This window comes from Pedobacter sp. KH_004, assembly GCF_057840755.1.
Genome location: NZ_CM174519.1, coordinates 2,952,554 through 2,972,981, shown reverse-complemented (window position 1 = coordinate 2,972,981; position 20,428 = coordinate 2,952,554). Strand labels below are relative to the sequence as shown.

Below are 20,428 nucleotides of genomic sequence, written 5' to 3'. Positions count from 1 at the left end.
TTTCGCTTTAGTCTTTACGCTTTTGTCTTTCAGCTTGAAGCTACCAGGTTAACTCACCTTTCATTACGTTTACAAAATCATCAAATAAGTAGCGAGAATCATGTGGACCTGGAGAAGATTCTGGGTGATATTGTACCGAAAATGCTTTCTTTCCTTTCACACGAATACCCTCAATAGATTTATCGTTCAGGTTTACGTGTGTAATTTCTACTTTATCTGAGTTTCTCACTTCATCCGGGATTACACCAAAACCATGGTTTTGAGAAGTCACTTCGCAATGATTTTTGATAATGTTCTTAACTGGATGATTTAATCCTCGGTGGCCGTTAAACATTTTCATGGTGCCGATTCCGTTTGCTTCAGCCAATAATTGGTGACCTAAACAAATACCGAACAATGGTTTGTCTTCTGTTAATATTTCCTGGATTGTTTCTACTGCATAAGGCATTACTGATGGATCACCAGGGCCATTTGAGATAAAGTAACCATCCGGACTGAACTTTTCCATTTCAGCAAACTTAGTTTTAGCTGGGAAAACCTGAACATAGATATCACGGTTTTCGAAGCTGCGAAGAATGTTTTTCTTGATACCAAGATCAAGAGCAGCAACTTTTAAGCTAGCCTCTGGATTTCCGTAGAAGTATGGCTCCTTTGTGCTTACCTGAGAGGAAAGCTCTAAACCTTCCATAGAAGGTACTTCTGATAATTTCTTTTTCAATTCATCAAGATCTGTAATTTCTGATGAGATAATGGCATTCATTGCGCCTTTATCACGAATGTGACGAACCAAAGCACGTGTATCAATATCAGAAATGGCCACTAAATTGTCATTCTGGAAATAATCCTGGATAGATTCTGTAGCTTGTTTACGACTGTAAACGATGTTATAGTTTTTACAAACCAAACCTGCTATTTTAATAGAGTCAGATTCAATTTCCTCTCTCTGGATGCCGTAATTACCAATGTGGGAATTAGTAGTTACCATAATCTGGCCAAAGTAACTTGGATCAGTAAAAATCTCCTGGTATCCTGTCATCCCGGTGTTAAAACAAATTTCGCCAGTAGTGGTGCCAATTTTTCCAGCAGCTTTGCCGTAAAAAACTGTGCCATCGGCCAGTAATAAAATCGCAGGTAACTTGGTGTAGTTAGTCATGGTAATTACAATATGGATTTTGATTTAAAAAAGAGTTGAAAAAAGGATGTCTCTCGGCAATCGAGCCGTATTTGCTTGGGGCAAAAAAAGATGAATAAATCCCTTTCATTTCGGGGTACAAAGATAGGGTTTCACATTGTAAATGTAAAGAAAAATATGAAATAGGTTTGAGGTATAAAGTGGAGAGCGTAAAGCTTAAGGCAGAACTACTGTCCGGCTTTCATTTCTCGCAGCTTTGGTCTTTTCGCTTTGCGCATCGGCCTGTTTTTAAAGAAAAAACGATACTTTTGAAACAGCAAAATAAAACCAATGTCAGTACATAAAGAAATCAAAAGAATAACCACGCACATTTTGCAGGAAATGAAACAGCGTGGTGAAAAAATATCAATGCTTACGGCTTATGATTATTCCATGGCTACCATCTTAGATGATGCCGGATTGGACGTACTACTGGTTGGAGATTCTGCTTCTAACGTAATGGCCGGGCATGAAACAACCTTACCCATTACGCTAGATCAAATGATTTATCATGCCGCGTCGGTTATCAGGGCTGTTAAACGTGCTTTCGTAGTAGTCGATCTTCCTTTTGGTTCTTACCAGGGCAATTCTAAAGAAGCCTTAAATTCTGCGATCAGAATCATGAAAGAGTCGGGTGCACACGGTGTGAAGCTGGAAGGTGGCGAAGAAATTATCGAATCCGTTCAACGCATTATTACAGCCGGGATTCCGGTTATGGGGCACCTGGGTTTAACACCTCAATCTATTTATAAATTCGGAACTTACACCGTGAGAGCCAAAGAAGAGGAGGAAGCAAACAAATTAAAATCTGATGTATTGGCGCTTCAAGCAGCTGGTTGTTTTAGTATTGTTTTAGAAAAGATTCCTGCTGCACTTGGTAAGGAGGTTTCTGAAAGTTTACATATTCCAACTATCGGTATTGGTGCAGGTTCGTATTGCGATGGCCAAGTTTTGGTGGTTAACGATATGATTGGTTTAACCAAAGGTTTTAAACCACGTTTCCTGCGTCAGTATCTAAATCTATACGAGGAAATTTTAGGCGCAGCACAATCCTATATCCGCGATGTAAAAGCTAACGATTTCCCTAACGATAAAGAACAATATTAGTTACAGGTTATGGGTTGTAAGTGATGGGAACATGACTTATAACTTAAAACTTATAACTCACAACTGATTTATGCCAATCACTGAAAAAGACATACTTTTTGAAGATAACCATCTCATTGCCATTAATAAAAGAGCAGGAGATATCGTTCAGGTGGATGAAACCGGCGATGAACCTTTAGATGAACAGGTTAAAAAATACATTGCTAAAAAATATAATAAACCAAACGGTGCCTTTTTAGGCGTGGTGCATCGTTTGGATAGACCGGTTAGCGGCGTAATACTGTTTGCTAAAACCAGTAAGGCTTTAGAGCGCATGAATGCTGCTTTTAAAAATCGTCAAGTAAAAAAGACTTATTGGGCGGTTGTAAGAAACAAACCCGAAAAAGAAGCTGCTACGCTAATTCACTGGCTGATTAAAAATCCCCAGAAAAATGTAGTCACTTATTATAAATCTGAAGTAGCCAATAGTCAAAGAGCCGAACTTTCTTACCGCTTAATTGGAAATTTAGATGGTTATTATCTTTTAGAAGTTGATCCAATTACGGGCCGATCGCACCAAATCAGGGTTCAGTTATCTTCGATGGACTGCCCGATTGTAGGGGATAATAAATATGGTTATCCACGAGGCAGTCGCAAAGGAAGCATTTGCCTTCATGCACGCAGGTTACAGTTTTTGCACCCTGTAAAAAAGGAGCCGGTAAACATTTTTGCGAAGTTACCTATTGATGGATTTTGGGAGCGTTTCGAAAATATGTAATTCAGTACTGGTATTTTTTTTCTGTTTAACATCACCAAATCCCCATGATATTTTATCATCATTTCTAAAAGCAGCTCAAAGCTTCATTAGGAAGTTTGAAATGTTTGGCATTGTTTTTTGCATAGGTTATGGAAAGCAAAACCAATTATAAAAAAAAACAATTTTGTCAATTGCGGCAGTTGGCTTATTAGCTGCAACGCTTGTTTCATGCGAAAACACAACAAAAACTACGAAGAGTAGCGATGGTTGTTCATGGAGATACAACAGTAAAAACAACAGTTAAAACCGAAGAAGTAAATTCTGATGTGCCGTCCTTTTCTAGTGATGAAGCGAATAAGGGTTTAGGGAATAGGCTAAGCTGAAAGATAACATCTCGGCGCATTAAAAAGCAAAAACGAAACCCACGTTAAGGCTTTAACGACAAAATATTCTACCTGGGCTCAAACAGCATCTACCTGGGCAACCAAACTGAAACCAGATGAAGTTCAAAAATATACCGACTACATGACTAAAGTTAGCAAAGAGTGGGGAGCTGCCGCACAAGAAGCAGTAAAATAAACGACTTTCGTAAATAAACAATGGGCTTGTGAAAGCAAGCCCATTGTTTATTTACAATCGGTTTTATTAAAAACAAGAGACTTACCAAAGCCCAGTTTTCCTAAGTCTTTAAATTGAGTTTTTCCATCAACTTCTTCTACATCTCCAAAACCTTCAACTAACTGGTTATTTTGTTTTAACCATACCACTTGACGGGTAGAGGTAGTCCCTTCAGATTGAAATGTATAATCGGCAATAATGGTATCACCTTTGACTATTCCAGAGATTACTCCGTTATTTTTATCCTTTTCGAAAAGATTATAAGATAGCGATCCGGTTACTTTTTCATCTTCTACATTTAAAGATAGATTTGCCGTATCTCTGTTTTTTATGGATTGATAACATTGCTTTGACTGGTCAATTTCTTTAGAACTGGCCGATGTTGAATCTCCGGCATCGGAATCGGTATTTTTAGACTGGCAAGCCGCCATTAAACAAACGGCCATGCTTAGCATAGGGATTAATTTTTTCATTTCTTAAGGATTGATGAGTAAGTTAACGCAAACAGCCTGCCAAGATTTGATGAGGAATAAATTTCCAGTAAATAAAAAACCCCGCTTTAGCGGGGCCATCTAAACAATTAAACAAAGTTTTTACCATTTATAAGTTCCAACGGCACCTTTATCCAAAGTACTCGTTACTATTTTTCCATCAAAACGAATATTAAAGGTTGCTTCGTTATTATTGTTATTACAAACGATCAAGATTTTTTTACCATCCGGTGTTTTAAAGGCTACGTTTTGAAGGTTATTTGTAATGTTTGAAGCTATTCGTATAGAACCGGCCGGAACAAATTTAGCCGCATGAGCAATAACATAGTAAGCAACATTTCTGCTAATTGCAGGTGCAATGGTAATCGCCCCTAAACAAGATGTACAGCCGCCCTTATCGGTATGTGGATTGTAGTTCGGATCGGCAGCCAAATTCCATTCTAAAACATTCCTGCTCCAGTTACGGGTAGCGCCGATTATCAAGGTTGAAACATGCCATTTCAAATCCTCTCCAAAATTACTTGGTCCGCCAACCCATTGCTCTGTGAAATAAACATTCTTATCTGGATGCGCATTATGAACTTGTGTTAGCGCAGAGATTGGCCCCGCATATAAATGAAATGCCGAACCGTCGATATATTTCTTGGCATCAGCATCATTTAAAACAGTAATGGGGTATTCTGGCTTATCGGCATTGTGATCATAAATAATGATTTTTGTAGCAATACCACTGCTTTTAAATATCGGTCCTAAAGCGGTTTTAATAAAGCTGGTCTGCTCTTCTGCCGACATGTACATACTTGGGTTGTTTCCAGGATGTAGGGGTTCATTTTGCGGCGTAATGGCATCAATTGTAATGCCTTCGGCTTTCATTGCCTGGATGTACTTAACTAGATACTTCGCGTAAGCTTGATAATATTCTGGTTTTAAACTACCTCCAATAAAACTTTTATTGGTTTTCATCCAGGTAGGAGCAGTCCAGGGAGAGCCTAAAATCTTTATCTTCGGATTGATGGCGACAATTTTTTTTAAAATCGGGATTAAATCCGTTTGTTCTTTTGCAATGGTAAATTTTGTCAATGCTTCGTCGGTTTCGCCATCACCCAAATCGTTATAAGTAAACGGGTAGGCACTTAAATCGGATGCGCCAATGCTTACCCGGATATAATTTACAGAAATCGCATCATCAGCTGAGGCGAAAAGTTCATGTAGCAGTTTATCTTTCGCGGCTGCTGGCAGTGCATTAATTAAAGTTGCGCTTCCACCCGTTAAGGTATAGCCAAACCCATCAATTTCCTGGAAAGTTGTATTCTGATCCACTTCGATAGTAGGATTAGAATTTGTGGATTCGCTGAAGTTTAGCGCCACATTCTGTTTGCTCAACAGCTGAGACTGGTCTCCCTTGGTCAGCCAAAAACCCACTTCTGTTTTAATGGGATCGGAATTTGTTGGCTTTTCTTGATTGGCTGTAGTGGTATTTTTTCTACAGGCACAAGCTGCAAAGAATAGACTTACAGCAAGGCTAATATTGTAGATAGATTTCATTAGCTTTTCGGTTTTTATAAAATAGGGTAGGATGATATAAAGGAGCGAAGCTTTTGTAGGCTCCGCCCTTTAAATTTGATTTGTGTGTGATAAAATTTTCTGATCAACGCTCGTCCATAGAAGTGTGCTGATCAAATGCGCTACCGTTCTTCTAGCGAATATTCGGATTTCTATCCCATTCTGCCTGAGGGATTGGGAACAATAATTTTCCCGCAGCAACATTATAATTTAGGTTAGCGCCGCTACCATTTTTTTGATTGTTCATCACTGCAACAGCTCTATTTGTTCTTAATAAATCGAACCAGCGATGACCTTCAAAGGCTAATTCTAAACGTCTTTCTTTTTCGATTGCTAAACGCATATCAGCCTGGCTTGCAGCTGGAGTAACACCTAACTTCACACGATCGCGAATTTCATTTACAATTGGAGCTGCTGCGGACCATCCTGATGCGCTTAACTCATTTAGGGCTTCTGCCTTTAATAATTTAATGTCGGCCAAACGAATAATATAAGAGTTAGCCAAATCATCATTTCTGTATTTGTTAATGAAAGGATAATTGGACTTCGACCAATAATCATCAGACCATCCCTCTGTAGATACGTTTCTAAAACTAATACTCGAATTTTTACGGATCACATCACCTTCGGTATCAAACGCAGCCACTAAATCATTTGTTGGTGTACAAAAACGTTTCCATCCTGTGCCGACAATAACACCGGTCATCCAGTTACCACGACCAGAAGGACCACCCCAGCCATCGTACTGCATTTCCCAGATCGACTCGCTATTGTTTTTATGTGCGCCATCAAACAGTTGATCAAAAGAACCAATTAATGAATAACCTCCATTGATGGTTGCATCAGCATATTGCTGAACCTTTGTCCAATCTGGATTAGGTTTTGAAGCGTAAACTTTAGCTAATAATGCGTTTACGATACCTTTTGTAATGATTCCTTTGTTTGGAGCGCTTGCGCGTACCAGTGGCAAGGCATATTCTAAATCTTTAATAATTTGAGCATACACTTCCTCAACAGAAGAACGGGATTTTTGCATTTCTTCCAAAGTAGTTGGCGATTTTAGTACTAAAGGAACACCGCCCCATAAGCGTACTAAATGGAAGTAAAAATAAGCCCGCAAAGTAGCCGCTTCTCCCAAAATCTGACCTCTTCTACCACTGGCATCTAAAGCTGGATCCTGAATGTTAGGTACATTTTCCAGCACTTCATTTGCATTTTTAATGTTCGAATATAGTCCACTCCAATCCCGGCCAACGTTTCCATTAGTGGAGTTTGTGGTGAATAAATCAATTTGAATATTAGCTGGGTTATCGCCGCCTGCATAAGCATTATCAGAGGTTACATCGCCATTTACCATGTAATCCCAAATATGGTAGTCATTATACATGCCTCCATAAGTACCCGAAATAAGTTTCTCTGCTCCAGCAGCTGTTGTAAACGCCACATCGCCAGTAACCTGGTTAAATGGTTGTTTATCAAGGAAATCTTTTTTGCAACCGCTTTGCATCGTAATAGTCAATGCTGCTGCAGCTACTAATGAATATATTTTTAGTTTCATTTTCTTAATTCTTAAAATCCAATATTAACACCGAACAATATACTTCGAGACTGAGGATAGGTACCAAAATCAACACCCATTGAAGGACCATTTGCCGAATTCACATTCACTTCCGGATCTAAACCAGAATATTTCGTGAAGGTTAATAGGTTGTAACCTGTAGCAAACAAAGTAATTTTACTCATTTTTAATTTTTCTAAAACTGATTGACCAAAGCTATAAGAGAGCGTAGCCGTTTTTAAACGTAAGTAAGAGGCATCTTCTACAAAGCGACTAGAGGTTAATGAATTTTCTGAACTGCTTCTCAATGATTTTGGAACTGTAGTAATTTGGCCGGGTGTTGTCCATCTATCCAAAACTGTAACAGATTGGTTTTTAGAATCGAACATTCCTTCTAAATCGATTCTTGATGCATTAAACAATTGGCTTCCCTGCACACCTTGGAAAAAGATATTCAGATTCCAGTTTCCGTAAGTTAAATTATTGGTCATTCCATAGATAAACTTAGGTTGGGCAGAACCGATAAAAGTTCTATCACCTGGATCAGCAGAACCAGTTACACCATTGTTATTGGTATCAGCATACATCGCCGCACCAGTAGCCGGATTAACACCAGTGAATTGATATCCGTAAAAGCTTCCTAATGGCATTCCTGTAACCACTCTAACGGCTGCATCACGCTCATAAATACCCGCAAAATCCAAAGATTGTGTTGTAGAACCTAAATCGGTAACCTTGTTACGGTTAAGTGAGAAATTTAAGTCGGTAGTCCATTTGAATTTTTCACGATCGAAGTTTTTGGTGGATAAAGTGAATTCCAAACCCTTATTTTCCATTGCACCAACATTATAAGCCTGGCTTCCAAAACCCGACGATGGAGGCAATTGAACATTGATCAATAAATCGTTCGTTTTTTTCAGGTAAGCATCAGCGCTAAAGGTAATTCTGCTTTTAAACATGGTTAAATCCAAACCAATGTTGGTTTGAGTCGTTTTTTCCCAAGTTAATGCATTATTAGCCGGATTTTGAAGATTGTATTCGCCTTGTGCATTTACGCTGTATAGTTTTAAGTAAGCGTAATCTCCAATACCTTCATCGTTACCCACTTTACCCCAACTCCCACGAAGTTTTAAATCATCAATGGTTTTGTTTTCTTTCATAAAGTTTTCACCAGAAATTCTCCATCCTGCAGAAACCGAAGGAAAATAACCGAAACGGTTTTCTTTAGCAAATCTTGATGAACCATCGGCCCTGAAATTTGAGCTGAACAAGTATTTGCTATCGTAAGCATATGTTACACGTGCCAAATAAGATTGTTTGCTCCATTGCGCACGTTGTGGAATAGTTAAAGCTACAGATGGAGCAGTTGGATTGCCTGTTGCATCATAAAAACGGGTAGATTCATTGTTGTTGTATTTCCAATCTGATGATTGAATCGTATAACCGCCGGTTGCTGTAAAAGCATTTTTTCCAACGTTTTTAGTGTAGTTTAAAATATTTTCATTCAACCAAACACCTTCTCTGGTTGTATTATCACGTACAACACCTCTTTCCTGGCGACCGTAAGTAGTCAGGAAATTATCTGTAAAATAACGATAGAAATTTCTGTTATTATTGGTGCTAATGGTAGATTTCAAATATAGATCTTTTGTAAAATTCAATTGTGCACCGAAAGCTCCAATAAATCTAAAATTTCTATTTCTGTTATCAGAACCGAATGCTAAAGCCAGAGGATTGTCCCAACCACCTGCATTCGGAATGGTTGTGTATTGACCGTTAGGTGCAAAAATACCAATGGTAGGAGGGGTTGTTAGTGCGCCCAAGATAACACCACCACGAGAAACACTGCTATTATCGCCAACATCGATAGAGGTGCTGGATGTTAACACTGCATTTCCAGTCAATTTTAACCATGGTGTGATGTTCTGCGTAGCATTAAAGTTAGCCGTCAAACGATCTAATTTCGCTGGTGCAACAACACCTTGATCTTGCTGGTAGCCAGTAGAGAAATAGTATTGACCACTTTTAGTACCGCCAGAAAGTGAAATCTGATATTGATTTTGTTTGCCCGTTCCGAAGGTTTCTTTTTGCCAATCGGTATTATTTGTGCCTCCAAAAGAGGTGTAGCCTAATTCTCTCATTAAACCAACATATTGATCGCTGTTTAACACTTCTTGTTCTTGCCAGAAATTAGAAAAACCTGTGAAAGCATTGAATGCTACTTTCAATTTACCTGCAGAACCTTTTTTGGTGGTAATCAAAACCACACCGTTTGCACCGCTTGAACCATAAATGGCAGCAGCAGATGCGTCTTTCAAAATCGTCATCGACTCAATGTCGTTTGCATTTACAAAACTTGCATCTCTCGAAGTTACTCCGTCAATAACATATAGCGGGCTATTGGATGCAGTAATTGAGGTATTTCCCCTAATGCTGATGGAAATTCCCGCACCAGGTTTGCCTGATTGAGAACTCACCTGCACACCAGCCGCACGACCTTGGATGGCTTGCAACGGGTTGGTGATTGGCTGATTTTCGAGATCTTTTGATGATACCGAAACAACAGCCGTGGTTAAATCTTTCTTTGTAGTAGTACCATAACCAATTACTACAACTTCGTTTAACTGTTGATTATCATCAGATAACGTAACGTTAATTGTTGTACGGTTATTTACTGTTTCTTCAACGGCTTTAAAACCGATAAACGAAAACTCTAATGTTGAATTTTGTGGAGCAGATATGGTATATGTTCCATTATCTGCGGTTGAAGCACCTTGGTTAGTTCCCTTAACTTTTACAGAAACTCCAGGCAGGGGCAGACCTTTTTGATCTTTTACCAGCCCTTTTATAGTTACATTCTGTGCCATACTCAAAGAGATTCCGCATAGAATACATACCATAAGCAATGTAAACTTTTTTCTCATAATTTTTGCTCTTGTTAATTGTTATAGGATGTAAAGTTACTATTCATTTAATGTTAAAAGCAAGTTTTTGATGGATTAAATTTCATGTAAACTACTGATAGCTAGTTCTTTGTGTTGTTTTTGATACGCTTGAGTACCGGACCTAAAATTTAGGTTTTTACGTTCATTATCAGCACTTAAGCAATTAGACTAAGCATGGTGTCAGCGGGAAAATGATACGCTTAAATACCTTAACTATTTGTTAAGATTTTGGTGTTAGTACAGCAGGATATTAGCGGAATTCGACGTCGATTTACTCAATGACCAATTGGCTCCACCCATTTTTCCCGCCTTTTTTGAGCGTTTTCTTCCGGTCATCCATCACTTTTTTGATTCTTGTACCAAAGGTCCAGCAGGTGCTTTGCCTAATGGAAAGCAATTCGGAAAGTTTGTGAGAAGAGATTTTTCCTTTTGAAGAATAGATCAGGAAGATCATGTAGAAGGCTTTGTTGATCGGAATTCTTGTATTGTGAAAAATGGTGTAAGTAGTAACCGATTCTTCATAGCCGCATTTGCTACAGCGGCGACTGTGTAAAATATGGCCGGAAAAATAATGGTCGTTGCTGCATTTACGGCAATGATAGCCTTTGTTCCATTTCAGTTCCGCTAAAAATTGATAACAGGTTTCCTTGTCAGGATAAATTTTGCTGAATTCCTCAAAGTCGACCTCGGTATTCATCACCCGATCACGCGTTACTTTCTCTACACTGGTTTGAAGTTCTTCATTATCCTGTTCCAGCAGTACATTCATTCTCGAAATTTCTTCAGCCTGTTTTTGCAGTAAAGCGTTCGCTTCTTCTAAGGCATGGTTTTTACTTTCGATGATGATTGATTTATGGTAAACCTCCCGCGTGCGTTCTTCTACTTTAGTTTCTAGTTCTTGGTTGACAGTGTCTTTCAACTTTGCATTAACTGCCATCTGTTTGATGATTTTTTGCTGTGCTTTATCCTTCTTTAGCTTCAGCAACCGAACTTTATCGCCAATGGCAAACGATAGAAAAACCATTTCCAATACGAAACAAAAGCTCAAACTATAATAGCTTACTACTCCAAAATTCAGCCAGCTAAAACCTAGCATGATCAGAAATTTCATTGCAAAGCCAAGAAACAAAAAGCTATAGCCCAATACAAAAAAACGTGCCGGCTGATAACCATTTTTATAAATATAGATACCAGTAAAAAATGCAACAGCCAATGGAATAGCCTCAATGAATTTGAAGCTGAAAAGCGTTTGGTCGAAGAGGTAACAGTAAGCAAAAAAGATTAACCGAACTACAATTACACCAACAATGAGCTGATTTAATTTCGGTGCTTTGGCTTTAACAAACAATAATTCTCGTGTAAATAATAAGGCAAAAATGCTGGTTGCACATAGTGCGAACGCATAAGCCACTTGGTTCCATACCGGAGAATTTGGCCATAAGTACTGATAAGCAATACCGTCACTGCTCATTTCGAAAAAGCCAACACTTAAATTATAAAGAACATAATATAAATACTGTTTCTGCCGAATGGCGATGAACATAATGAGGTTATAAAAACTAAAGACCAAAATCATCCCATAGAATATTCCAAAGTAGAAATACTCATCCAGGGCATAAGAGATAAACCATTCGGCTGATCTTAACACGATAATTACATCCGAAATCTGAGAAGAACTAATTTTGAAATAATAAACCTGAGCGTCGTTACCCTCATTTTGAACGGGGATTTCAAAGTTTTTATGGTGGATCAGGCGTTTATTAAAAGCGTTTGCATCACCAAGATTTTCGATTTTATAACGCTGATCACTTTGAGGAATATATGCCGTAATCTGATCAATCGTTTGATCAAAAAATTCTAACAAGAATGGCTTCCTTGCCTTTTCATTGTTCTTGATTTTAATCCTGAACCAATAAGTTTTGTTTAGATTTTTAGTTTGTGGTGTGCTGGATATGCTTCCTTTGAATTTCTGATCGAAATTTTTACTTTTTATCTGTTCAAACGTAAACTCGTTTTTTGCATCTTCAAAAAATTCTATTTCGTTAAACGTGAATATATGCTGCGGAATGCTGTCATTTACCTCCACAATTTTTTGCGCTTTTAAGCCCGAAATGGCCAGCAGCAAAGTGGTAAAGGATAATAAAAATATTTTCTTCAGAAACGATAATTGCATTACTACAAAGGTAACGATTTGCTTAAGCAGTTAGCAATAAGCGTATCAGTGCAATTTCATTTTAAAAAATAAGAGAAATGCTTGTGCCTTTACTTTCCTCAGATTGAATTTCGACTTCAATATTGTGAAATTTGGCTATACTCTGCACAATTGCCAAGCCTAAGCCGAAACCATTTTCCTCCGTATTCCCCCGTTTAAAGCGGTCGAAGGCGTTTGTCAATAGTTCTTTATCCATGCCCACGCCGCCATCACTTATGGTCAGTTTGTAATGATGATGCAAAGTTTCGCCTGTAATGTTAATAAAACTACCGGCCACATTATATTTTATTGCATTATTAATCAGGTTGTTCAATAATATATGGATGAGTGCTTTATTGCCCAAAAACTTGAAATCTTGTGTAATGGATAAATCATAGCGGATATTCTTATCTGAAATTTTATCTTCCAGATCTTCATAAATATCAGTTATCTCTTGTTTCAGACTAATTTCTTCAGCTTTCAAATATTGATTATTCTCCACTTTGGATATCAATAGCAGACTGTTGATAATCACCTTTAATCTATTTAGCGTTTTCAGGGAAGCATAGACTTTGTTTTCATGCTCTTCCGGAATATCTGGTGTATTTAGCATATTCTCGAAACGAGTGCTTAAAACAGAGATTGGCGTTAATAACTCATGAGAAACATTGGCTATAAACTGCTTTTCTAAAGCAAACAGCATACTAATTTTTCTCATCAGAGAATTTATACTGTTGTCTAAAATTTTAAAATCATCGGTGCTGGTTGGAATGTTATCGTAATTGTAATGAGTAGGATCGTTTACCAGGTTTATCTTTTTATCGATAATGGTATAAAAAGGTTTTAGCAAATAATTGGAAAAGAAATAATCGGTCATTAAAGTGATGATCAATGCAGCGAACAAAACCATCAACATATAAAATCTAATGGTATTTTTAATCGACGAAAGCGCTGTCATCGATTCCCCTATTTCTAAATTGTACCAATTGGTGTGGTATGAAAATTTATAATTCAGAATTCTGTACACCTCAACATCGCCTTCAATTTCACGTTTTTCAGTAATTATTTTAGCTGAAGCTTTTTTTTGGTTATCTGATATATCTGTTAAGACGATGAATTCTTCTTTTAAAATATTGTAATCGGTAAAAGATTGTTCTTTGTTTAGCAGGCTGTCAATCTCGTTTTCGTTGAGGTGCTCAATAATTCGATTCTTCTTTTTTATTAACCGGTTATCAAGTTGGTTAAAGGCAATGTTATCTAAGGAGAACAGTATAATCCCTCCCAATACCACAATGATTGCAATTTTAGTGATGGCATTATATAAAGAAAACTTAACCTGTAACTTCATTTGGTTGGTTCAATGGTTCAATGGCTAATTTGTTTGATTGGTGTACTTGTGAAATAGGCTTCAAATATGCTTCAAACTTCCTTCAACGGACTTCACTCTCCAGACTTAATCAACAATTGATCCTATAACCAATACTTCTCACTGTTTCAAACCAATCTATCGGGCTAATCGCAGTCAGCTTTTTTCTTAGGTTTTTTACATGCACATCCACAAAGTTCGAATCAGAATTGACTTCTAGAATATCGCCCCAAACATGCTCAGTTAAACTCATCCTTGAAACTACCCGATTTTTATTTAGCACCAGATAATTGAAAATTTCGAATTCCTTTTTGGTGAGGTTTAGCCTTTCTTCGCCAAAAGAGACCGTTCTATTTTGGATATTCAACAAGAAATCGTGAATGTTGATTTCATTTTTCTCTAATTTGTGCTTTCTTCGGGTGATGGCATGCATGCGGGCTAAAAGCTCATTCAGAGAGAAGGGCTTTGGTAAATAATCATCTGCACCTTCATCCAAACCTTTAATGCGGTCGTCTACTGCGCTTCTGGCGGTCAAAATAATCACTGCGTCATCACGGTCTTTTAGCCCTTTTAACTGTTTTAAAACCTCAAAGCCATCACCATCGGGTAAGCCTAAGTCAAGTAAAATGAAATCATAATTGTTTACAAAAATCTTTTCCTCGGCGGATGACTTTTTCCAGGCATGCTCTACAATGAAACCCTCTTTGCTTAGAAATTCATCCATTTCGAGCGCCAGGCCTTTTTCATCTTCAACTATGAGTACGTTCATATGAGTATTAAGTATTTAGTAGCAAGTATCAAGAACGTTCGCGAAAAATGCTGTTCCAATAATTATTTTAATGGTTTTAAACCCTTTACCTCAAATCCTTCAGCGTTCCACCTTATTAGTAACTAAGTTAATATTTTTTAAAATGGTCTGGCAGGCTCCTTCTATTTCCTCTTTGGTGATGATTAAGGGAGGGGCGATACGCATAGAATTACTGCAATGCAAAAACCAATCTGATAATACGCCATCCAAAATACAGGCATCTATAATTTTTTTGTTGATTTCGAAGCTTTCAAATTCTACAGCTAGCATTAAACCTTTGCCTCTGATTTCTTTAATGGCTTTATGTTTCAGCAACGACTTGAAAAGTTGACCTTTTTCTTCTACTGCCTCTACTATATTATTGTCTAACAATGTTCTTAAGGTAGCCAGGCCTGCTGCACAGCAAACCGGATGGCCACCAAAGGTTGTCATGTGGCCTAATATTGGCGTGTGCGAAAGTACCGACATGATTTCCAACGAACTGATGAATGCACCAATGGGCATTCCCCCACCAATTCCTTTAGCTAACAGTAAAACATCGGGAACAACGTTATAATGTTCAAAAGCAAACATTTTTCCGCTTCTGCCAAAACCGGATTGGATTTCATCGAAAATCAACAGCGTTTTTGTTTCGGTACATTTTGCTCTTAAAGCCTGCATGTAATTTAGATCGGCAACGCGAATTCCAGCCTCACCCTGAATAGGTTCGATAAAAACGGCGGCAATATCTTCAGTGATTTTATGTAAATCGTTAACATCATTATGCTGAATAAAGCTGACGTTTGGTAAAAATGGTCCATATCCTGAAGAATAGAAATCGCTCTCCATTAAACTTTCGGCCCCTTGAGTGCTACCATGATAGGCATTTTTACAGGCGATAAATCCTGTCCGGCCTGTATAACGTTTAGCCAATTTCATTGCGCCTTCAACCGCTTCTGTTCCTGAATTTAAAAAGTAAGTACAGCTTAAATTTTGCGGTAAAATATCGGCCAATGCCTTTGCAAAATTTACCTGTGGCGTTTGCACATATTCTCCATATACCATTAAGTGCATGTAAGTTTCGGCTTGCTCTTGTATGGCCTTAACCACGTCTGGATGGCAATGGCCCACATTACTTACGCCAATACCGGCAATAAGATCCAAGTGTTTTTTATTAGACGAGTCGTAAATATACACGCCTTTTGCCCTTACAAATTCGAGCATTAAAGGTTCTGGAGAGGTTTGTGCATTGTGTTGTAAAAACAACTGACGTTGGGTAAGCATGGCACAAAAGTACGGATTTGCAGTAGGCTTTAGAACAAAAAAAGACCTGCATTACTGCAAGTCTTCATTTTAATTTCTTGGTCCGCCTTTGAAGCGATTGAGCAACTCTCGCTTAAAGCCTTCTTGGGCTCTGTAAAATTTCCCAACCACTTTAATCGGTAGATTAGACTTCAAACGATTATAATATTTTTTATCAAGGTTAAGATCTCTTTGTTTAAAATCAAACTCGCTGGTAATTAAACTTTGTACCTGGGCGTCGCTTAAATTATCAATTTCAGTAGTTTTCCTGTAAGAGATCATTTTTTGCATCCTTTCCTTACGTAAAGCATTTTGCTCTGCTTGCATATCGTTATAAATCGGCCAGAATATTTTAGCTTCTTCGGGCGATAAATCAAGTTTTTGAGTGAAAAAAGCAATTTTCAATGATTCTATCTCCTCATTTTTTGGCCTTTGTGCTAAAAGGGTAGTGGGTAATAAAAACATTAAAGCAACGAATAATAAATTCTTCATTTCTAATTAATTATTTAATTCATGAGTTAAATCACTCGAAGAGAAATTACTCAATATGTAGTTTTCCATTTCTGTATCTGAGGCAGAAGTAGTTTTTGAAGCCGTCGTATTTTGTGCTTCTAAATGTTCTATAATTGTACTTTCATCTATATCATACAACATTTGCTCGCTTGAAAGATCGGCCGGTTGGGTTTGAGCAACAGGAATAGAACTGCTGTTTTGATAAAAATAAGCACCAAATGAAGCAATTAAAACAAAGCAGGCTGCACTGGCATATTTAACCAGACTTCTTCTCCAAAGCGGAACAATTTTCGCAACTTTTTGTGGTGCTTCAGCTGCAATCCTATCCGAAATTCTGTTTTGTAAGGTGTCAAAATAATTTTCGGGAACAGCGAAGGTGTTTGCTGCTTTGGGCAGTTCCGTTAATCTGATATTGATTTCAATACGTTCCGTTAAATCTTCAAAGTAATCCTGCGGAACTGCAAAGTCGCGATTATTGGCCTTTTCTTTCAATCCATCTAAAAAAATGTTTGAATGCACTATCTCCTCTACACTGTCGAAATAGTTATTCGGAACAGTAAAAGGATTGTTTTTGCCCATTGCTGCTAAGCTTGGTGCATCCTTTTTCCAATCGTTATCTTCTATATTTTCGTTCATCACAGATATATGATTGAATTAAGATGAAAAGGTTTAATAATCAATTTCATCATTTGTAATAATTGCTTCAATTTTTTTTGCTGCGATATGGAATGATGCTTTTAAGGCGCCAACTGATGTGCCTAAAACTTCCGAAATTTCTTCATATTTCATATCATCAAAATATTTCATGTTGAAAATGATCCGTTGTTTTTCGGGTAGGGTAAGAATAGCTTTTTGTAGTTTAAGCTCCAATTTATCGCCATTAAAATAGGAAGAGGCAACCAGATTATCAGCCAATTCAGATGATACTTCATCCAATGGCGTGTTATTTCTTTGCTTCTGCTTATTTAAAAATGTAATGGATTCATTGGTAGCGATGCGATAGATCCAGGTATAAAGTTGAGAATCACTTCTAAATTTATCGAGGTTTTTCCAAACCTTTACAAACACCTCTTGTAATAAATCATCGCAGTCATCGTGGTTGAGCACTAGCCTGCGAATGTGCCAATAAATTTTCTGCTGATATTTTTTTAATAACAAGTTAAAAGCTTCATTTCGGGTTTTCTCGACGGCAAAAAGGGCAAGAATTTCTGAATCTTCAACTTGTTTCATTTATTTTTCTAGGAGAGGTTTTTTTTGGAAGGGAGGGTACGAATGGTATAAAAGAAAATGTTAAATAGGAAATTGTAAATAGGGAATAGGTGTTCAGAAATTACTTTGCATTAGCAGATTTCCTATTCCCCATTCTCTATTCTTTTTTATGCTAAGGACTTTATGCTTTTTTTCTGCCGATCACTTTTTGAACCGCTTCAACAATGTTTACAGCATCTAAGCCATATTTCGACATCAATTGATCTGGTGTTCCGCTTTCTCCAAAAGTATCGTTCGTAGCTACAAATTCCTGTGGTGTAGGTAATTCAGTAGTCAATAAGCGGGCAACACTTTCGCCCAAACCACCAAATTTATTGTGCTCCTCGCAAGTCACCACGCAGCCTGTTTTCTTTACTGATTTTAAGATCGCTTCATCATCCAAAGGTTTAATGGTGTGGATATTGATAATTTCCGCATCGATACCTAGTTCTGCTAATTTTTCGCCAGCTTCGATTGCTTTCCAAACCATGTGGCCGGTTGCAATAATGGTTACATCAGTTCCTTCGTTGACCATCCAGGCTTTACCAATCTCAAATTTTTGATCAGGATCTGTAAATACCGGAATTACCGGACGACCGAAACGCAAGTAAACCGGACCTTCATATTCCGCAATGGCCATAGTTGCCGCTTTGGTTTGATTATAATCGCAAGGATTAATAACTACCATACCTGGCAACATTTTCATTAAACCGATATCTTCTAAAATCTGGTGTGTTGCACCATCTTCACCCAAAGTTAAACCAGCGTGAGATGCACAAATTTTAACGTTTTTATTTGAATAAGCTACCGATTGACGAATCTGATCGTAAACACGACCTGTAGAAAAGTTAGCGAAAGTTCCGGTAAAGGGAATTTTTCCACCAATCGTCATACCCGCTGCTATACCGATCATGTTTGCTTCGGCAATACCAACCTGAGTAAAACGCTCTGGAAAATCTTTGATAAAAGCATCCATTTTAAGCGATCCAACTAAATCGGCACACAATGCTACAACGTTTTCGTTCTTTTTCCCTGCCTCATGTAAGCCAGCACCAAATCCCGAACGTGTATCTTTTTTTTCTGTATAAGTGTATTTTTTCATTATATCTTAGATATGAGATTTTAGACATCAGATATGAGACTCACATCTCACATCTCACATCTCCAATCTGATTTAATAATCCCCTAAAGTTTCTGGTAATTGCGCTAAAGCTGAAGCCAATTGCTCATCATTTGGAGCCGTACCATGCCATTTATGTGAGCCAACCATATAATCTACACCTGCACCCATTTGCGTGCTCATTAAATTTAAAATTGGTTTGCCTTTTCCGGTTAACGTTTTTGCATAATGTAAACCTTCAACAATAGCTTGCATATCGTTACCATCAGTATTAATTACATGCCATCCAAAAGCTTCGAATTTTGCTTGTAAATCATCTAAAGCCAAAACTTTACTTGTCGGTCCGTCAATTTGCTGGCCATTGTAATCTACCGAAGCAATTAAATGATCAACTTTGTTGAAAGGGGCAAACATAGCGGCTTCCCAATTTTGTCCTTCTTGCAATTCACCATCACCTAATAAAGCAAAAATGTGAGAATGATCACCATTTAGTTTTTTAGCTAAGGCAGCGCCAATAGCCACTGATAAACCCTGACCTAATGAGCCAGAGGCTATACGGATTCCCGGTAAATGCTCATGTGTGGTTGGGTGACCTTGCAATCTTGAATCTAATTTACGGAAAGTAGCCAATTCACTTTTATCGAAATAACCAGCGTGTGCCAATGTACTGTACCAAACTGGTGAAATATGTCCGTTAGATAGGAAGAACAAATCTTCTCCTTTACCTTCCATCGTGAAGTCTGTTTTGTGGTTCAATACTTCAAAATATAAAGCGGTAAAAAAATCTGCACATCCTAGCGAAGCGCCCGGATGGCCAGATTGGCAGCCGTGAACCATTCTTACGATATCTCTTCTGATTTGCGAAGCAATATCTTCTAGCTCTTTTATTGTATGTTTCATTAAAATAAGAGGTTGTTGTTACATAGCAAAGTTAATATTTTAACTGCTATATCATAATTAGTTATTGATTAAATCGAGTACTTGCTGAGTAGCGTTTTTGGTGTCAACTTTTTTGATGATGTGGGTAATTCTGCCATCACCATCAATAATGAAAGTAGTTCGAACCGTTCCCATATATTTTTTCCCATACATGTTTTTTTCTGCCCAAACCCCATAATCAGTTACAATTTTCTGATCAGTATCTGCCAGTAATGTAAAAGGCAGGTTATGTTTAGTTACAAATTTCTGATGCGATTTTTCGTCATCGACACTCACACCCAAAACCACTATTCCCTTAGCTTGCAAACCCTGGTAATTGTCTCTAAAATCGCAGGCTTCGGCAGTGCAACCAGGTGTATCGTCCTTGGGATAAAAATAGAGTACCACTGTTTTGCCTTGGTAATCGCTCAACGAAACCGCGGTTCCGTTTTGATCTTTGGATGTAATTGAAGGTGCTTGATCGCCTTCTTTTAATTCGGCCATATATAAATGATTTGAGATGTAAATTGACTATTTTGAGATTGCAATTTAAACAGTTTAACCTGTTATAGTGTTCAATGAATGTTAAAAGATGACATTATTAGGTAGTAGCTTTTAGATTTTGCCGGAAATTCACCTAAATATTCACTTATTAATTCTTTGTTTTGGAGCGCAGATTCTGTAGGCTACACATACATTCTTCCCATGTTGCGCTTGTACGCTTCGCATCGTCTGTAACCCTCCTTACCGCAGTGTACCGCTACACCCGGGGCTAAATAGGTACTGTTTTGAAT

Annotated in this window: 17 protein-coding genes; 2 read left to right on the top strand and 15 right to left on the bottom strand. The window is 37.8% G+C overall.

All coding sequences use genetic code 11. The annotated features are described in order from the left end of the window. Nucleotides 1-40: 40 nt before the first annotated feature. Complete coding sequence (gene carA / locus AC3ITD_RS12875) at nucleotides 41-1,153, bottom strand: glutamine-hydrolyzing carbamoyl-phosphate synthase small subunit (protein ID WP_265800960.1); 1,113 nt, start codon at nucleotides 1,151-1,153, stop codon at nucleotides 41-43. Between the two features lie 309 nt (nucleotides 1,154-1,462). Between carA and panB the strand changes: the two genes are divergently transcribed. Together panB and AC3ITD_RS12865 are read left to right on the top strand one after the other, a co-directional pair. Further along, nucleotides 1,463-2,278, top strand: a complete 816-nt coding sequence (gene panB / locus AC3ITD_RS12870) for a 3-methyl-2-oxobutanoate hydroxymethyltransferase (protein WP_265800958.1) — start codon at nucleotides 1,463-1,465, stop codon at nucleotides 2,276-2,278. Nucleotides 2,279-2,348: 70 nt separating this feature from the next. After that, on the top strand, nucleotides 2,349-3,035 hold the full coding sequence (locus AC3ITD_RS12865) for an RluA family pseudouridine synthase (protein WP_489360233.1): 687 nt from the start codon (nucleotides 2,349-2,351) through the stop codon (nucleotides 3,033-3,035). A 605-nt stretch (nucleotides 3,036-3,640) separates the two neighbouring features. On the opposite strand, the gene AC3ITD_RS12860 is transcribed toward AC3ITD_RS12865, so the two are convergent. The 14 genes from AC3ITD_RS12860 to bcp form a co-directional block, all read right to left on the bottom strand. Next, nucleotides 3,641-4,105 carry a hypothetical protein gene (locus AC3ITD_RS12860; RefSeq protein ID WP_265800956.1) on the bottom strand — a complete coding sequence of 155 codons (465 nt, stop codon included), beginning with the start codon at nucleotides 4,103-4,105 and terminating at the stop codon, nucleotides 3,641-3,643. A 120-nt stretch (nucleotides 4,106-4,225) separates the two neighbouring features. After that, the gene (locus tag AC3ITD_RS12855) at nucleotides 4,226-5,668 is read right to left on the bottom strand and encodes a glycoside hydrolase family 30 protein (protein WP_489360230.1); all 1,443 of its coding nucleotides are present in this window, start codon (nucleotides 5,666-5,668) and stop codon (nucleotides 4,226-4,228) included. A 151-nt stretch (nucleotides 5,669-5,819) separates the two neighbouring features. Next, nucleotides 5,820-7,244: a RagB/SusD family nutrient uptake outer membrane protein gene (locus AC3ITD_RS12850; RefSeq protein ID WP_489360228.1), complete on the bottom strand. Its 1,425-nt coding sequence runs from the start codon at nucleotides 7,242-7,244 to the stop codon at nucleotides 5,820-5,822. 11 nt (nucleotides 7,245-7,255) lie between these two features. Continuing rightward, complete coding sequence (locus AC3ITD_RS12845; protein ID WP_489360226.1) at nucleotides 7,256-10,168, bottom strand: SusC/RagA family TonB-linked outer membrane protein; 2,913 nt, start codon at nucleotides 10,166-10,168, stop codon at nucleotides 7,256-7,258. 292 nt (nucleotides 10,169-10,460) lie between these two features. After that, nucleotides 10,461-12,362, bottom strand: a complete 1,902-nt coding sequence (locus AC3ITD_RS12840) for a 7TM diverse intracellular signaling domain-containing protein (protein WP_489360224.1) — start codon at nucleotides 12,360-12,362, stop codon at nucleotides 10,461-10,463. A gap of 61 nt (nucleotides 12,363-12,423) precedes the next feature. Further along, nucleotides 12,424-13,728 (bottom strand): sensor histidine kinase, encoded by a 1,305-nt coding sequence (locus tag AC3ITD_RS12835; protein ID WP_489360222.1) that lies wholly within the window; start codon nucleotides 13,726-13,728, stop codon nucleotides 12,424-12,426. A gap of 109 nt (nucleotides 13,729-13,837) precedes the next feature. Continuing rightward, entirely contained in the window at nucleotides 13,838-14,515 is a 678-nt protein-coding gene (locus AC3ITD_RS12830) for a response regulator transcription factor (RefSeq protein ID WP_265800950.1), read from the bottom strand. 99 nt (nucleotides 14,516-14,614) lie between these two features. Beyond that, nucleotides 14,615-15,817: an aspartate aminotransferase family protein gene (locus AC3ITD_RS12825; protein WP_489360219.1), complete on the bottom strand. Its 1,203-nt coding sequence runs from the start codon at nucleotides 15,815-15,817 to the stop codon at nucleotides 14,615-14,617. Nucleotides 15,818-15,886: 69 nt separating this feature from the next. Further along, nucleotides 15,887-16,327: a hypothetical protein gene (locus AC3ITD_RS12820; RefSeq protein ID WP_265800948.1), complete on the bottom strand. Its 441-nt coding sequence runs from the start codon at nucleotides 16,325-16,327 to the stop codon at nucleotides 15,887-15,889. Between the two features lie 6 nt (nucleotides 16,328-16,333). Then, complete coding sequence (locus tag AC3ITD_RS12815) at nucleotides 16,334-16,984, bottom strand: hypothetical protein (protein WP_265800947.1); 651 nt, start codon at nucleotides 16,982-16,984, stop codon at nucleotides 16,334-16,336. Nucleotides 16,985-17,017: 33 nt separating this feature from the next. After that, a complete protein-coding gene (locus AC3ITD_RS12810) occupies nucleotides 17,018-17,578 on the bottom strand; it encodes an RNA polymerase sigma factor (RefSeq protein WP_265800945.1) in 561 nt (186 codons plus the stop codon). Between the two features lie 160 nt (nucleotides 17,579-17,738). Further along, entirely contained in the window at nucleotides 17,739-18,698 is a 960-nt protein-coding gene (locus AC3ITD_RS12805; RefSeq protein ID WP_056851843.1) for a transketolase family protein, read from the bottom strand. 72 nt (nucleotides 18,699-18,770) lie between these two features. Continuing rightward, on the bottom strand, nucleotides 18,771-19,616 hold the full coding sequence (locus tag AC3ITD_RS12800; protein ID WP_056851842.1) for a transketolase: 846 nt from the start codon (nucleotides 19,614-19,616) through the stop codon (nucleotides 18,771-18,773). Nucleotides 19,617-19,673: 57 nt separating this feature from the next. Continuing rightward, a complete protein-coding gene (gene bcp, locus AC3ITD_RS12795) occupies nucleotides 19,674-20,138 on the bottom strand; it encodes a thioredoxin-dependent thiol peroxidase (RefSeq protein WP_265800944.1) in 465 nt (154 codons plus the stop codon). Nucleotides 20,139-20,428: the final 290 nt, after the last annotated feature.